This window comes from Saccharospirillum impatiens DSM 12546, assembly GCF_000423605.1.
Lineage (GTDB): Bacteria > Pseudomonadota > Gammaproteobacteria > Pseudomonadales > Natronospirillaceae > Saccharospirillum > Saccharospirillum impatiens.
In genome coordinates, this window is sequence record NZ_AUIH01000117.1 from 1 (window position 1) to 2753 (window position 2753).

General features: G+C 49.2%; 3 protein-coding genes. All 3 read right to left on the reverse strand.

What is annotated here, in order from left to right:
• Positions 1 to 294: 294 nt before the first annotated feature.
• Positions 295 to 1209: an SLATT domain-containing protein gene (locus G565_RS27355; RefSeq protein ID WP_211227244.1), complete on the reverse strand. Its 915-nt coding sequence runs from the start codon at positions 1207 to 1209 to the stop codon at positions 295 to 297.
• 133 nt (positions 1210 to 1342) lie between these two features.
• Positions 1343 to 1924, reverse strand: a complete 582-nt coding sequence (locus tag G565_RS0120595) for a class I SAM-dependent methyltransferase (protein WP_028672487.1) — start codon at positions 1922 to 1924, stop codon at positions 1343 to 1345.
• Positions 1925 to 2046: 122 nt separating this feature from the next.
• A complete protein-coding gene (locus G565_RS26640) occupies positions 2047 to 2451 on the reverse strand; it encodes a GFA family protein (RefSeq protein WP_084649502.1) in 405 nt (134 codons plus the stop codon).
• Positions 2452 to 2753 lie beyond the last annotated feature (302 nt).

Consider the following 2753-nt stretch of genomic DNA (forward strand, 5'->3'; position numbering starts at 1 on the left):
AAAAACTGCCTACCTGGCCCAACAGCCGCCTTGATGAGTTGCTGCCGCTACAGAGAAGAAACGCAGAGTAAACGTGGTTCGGTTGGACGCTTACTCGCCATGTTCGCTGGCTCGCTGCATTTGTAGAAAAAAGCGCCAGCGATCCCAATGCGTACAGTGGTACGCCTTTTACTTGCCTAGCTTTAGTAGAACGCCACCTGGATCCCTAAAAACGTTATCTGTTTATTAGTAGACTCATCGATCTTTATTGCCCTTGCTGGTACGCCTCTTGTCAGAGGTTTCAGCCTATCGGATTTACTGACTGCGCAGCTCATCTATTCCAGCCAAGGTATCAGACCGAAGTATTGAGTAAGCCTGGCATACTAGCTGTTGGGCTTCTTTGAACTGAAGCTTTTGAATGGCATCGGCGAAGCTAAGCCATTCTTTCTCTCGCCCTTCACGAGGCGCATTCTCCTTAACTGCTTCCATTAGAAAGAACAATCCCTTTACTGGCCCTCTTGGCGCTACATATTCAACTGTATCCAGAGCTTGCCACAAAGCTCCTAGTATGCCAGTTTCTTCAAGCACCTCTCTTCGAGCGGCTTGCTCCGGAGACTCGCCTTGTTTGATGTGCCCTTTTGGTAGAACCCATTCATTGGGTTTACCAAGCGCCTGGACAACCAGGAACTGCACGTTGCCATCCACCTTTCGGAATACAACGCTACCCGCATGGGTTGGTGAGCTGGAGTAGTATTCCCTATGTGTGTTCTTAAATGACTTTTTGGCTGAGTTATAGATACGGTCAGACAATGGCCTTGCCCGCTTTGCCAGGATAGAGAGATCCTTACCAATTTGATCCAGCTCTGCCAAACCCATTTCTCGTGTGACATCACCCGCTTCCAATCGCAACCTGAACATGTCTATTCGTCGACGCAAACCGCCATATTCCGCCGCAACAACTCGATGATCCTCAGCTCTTTCTTCAAGCCTCGAAGTTCGCTGCATAGCTCCCAGCGCGGCCGCGGTGATTGCTGCAAGGCCTAGCGGAACTGGATAGGCCATTGTCCACTCTGCAAAGATCGAGGTTCCGACCACGGCACTGAGAGCGACACTCAGCCAACTTACCCATCTGGAAAGGTATTCTACTTTCTCCGACGCACGTCGCTGACCTTCTTGAGTTTGACCAGCCCCTCGCGCATACTTCCTTGCCCGTACAATAAGGTCTTCCATGAATCTTCTCCCCATTTAATCGGCCTTGCCGTCGCCGCACCCGATACACCCAACGACCAGGATACCGGCCAACCGTTTTGCTGCCCTTACCCGGATCTAGGGCACAGGAACTAGCCGTCTTTCAGTCCATACTCTACGCCTGATATTCCTTCTCTTTAATTTCAGCTATTACAAACAGGGAATCTGACTGCTCAAACTCTTTATAGCTCAGCGTTGATAGTACGGTAAAACGCTTGGAGATAATCTCAAGAAGGTGTCTTTCGCGGTAGAATGTAAAGAGCAGCCCACTCATCTCCTGGCTATCTTCACCTATCCAAAAAGAATGAGCTATGATGCCATTTTGAGTTAGAGCGTTCGCTTGAGCATCCAGCGATTGGGACAGTTCGTCTACCGTCAAGTGATGGAGTACTTTATTCGAATAAATACAGTCATATTTACTCGTGACATTAACATCTTTTGCATCAAGTTGAAGAAACTCAATATCCGGGTGATTTTTTCTGCATCGACGCAGGAATTCTTCTGAAAGATCTGAACCCGTAACATGAAAATGGTTTGCCAAAAAGGGAATGTCGAAGCCAGGACCTGATCCAAGCTCCAGAACAGATTGTCCATTATCAAGATGATTCTTCACCATTTCATAGATATTACTTCCATCGTAGCCTTGGCACATTTCGATGTACTCATCTACGCTCTTTGAATCGTCATAGTAGCTCATTAGATTTCCCCAGGTCTCTCTATGGCCTATAGATCAAATACACACCTAACACCAAGCTAGGCATCGCCGAAGCAGAGATAACCAAAAGCGGCCAAACTATTGTCGGTCGGTTGACTGCCTGATTATGGAGTGTCCGGTCCGCGCTCATGATATTGAGTCCCCGTATCTGGCAGGACTTCCCACGCTGCCTTCGACCCCACAAAAATGTGCATGCCAATGTCAATTTCCGGATCACCATTCACGCAACCCAATGTCACACCATGAATGACGCCATCAAAAATACCACACAGTGTAGACCCGCATTTGCTACAAAACTGCAACCCAAAGCCATGACTGCCGACGTAAGACGTAAGCATTCCCTCACCGGACAGCCACCGAAAATCGGCTGGTTCAACCAATGCGTATGCTGACGCCTGGGAGCTGAATGCCTTGCGGCAGCGAGAGCAATGACAACACCTTGCATCTCGAAGCCGGCCCTCGATTTGGTACCTCACCTCACCGCAGAAACACTCACCGGTAACTGGCACTTCACTCTCCTTCGTTCATATCGCCACCAGCCCATTCGGCTAAGGAATGTAGGCGACGCCGCGATGCGGCAACCGTGCTCCTTTGGCCAGGAACTGCCGAAAGCCTCTCTGCTACGCTAAGTCCTGATAAGGGTTATAGTCTACTTCCCGGTAATAGCCTTCAAAATCCTGGAAATAACGGGGTATCCACCCCAGAAAGCACTACTACTTATAGAGCGACAATTAACTTGTCCGGTCCAGCGACAACTATCTTGGCCGGTTGATCTGATAAGGTTTGGCACAGCAGAACGGAGGGTTCGCTG

Excerpts from the sequence above, each read along its gene's own strand:
- G565_RS27355 (WP_211227244.1), bottom strand. The coding sequence starts at position 1,209 with ATGGAAGACCTTATTGTACGGGCAAGGAAGTATGCGCGAGGGGCTGGT.
- G565_RS0120595 (WP_028672487.1), bottom strand. The coding sequence starts at position 1,924 with ATGAGCTACTATGACGATTCAAAGAGCGTAGATGAGTACATCGAAATG.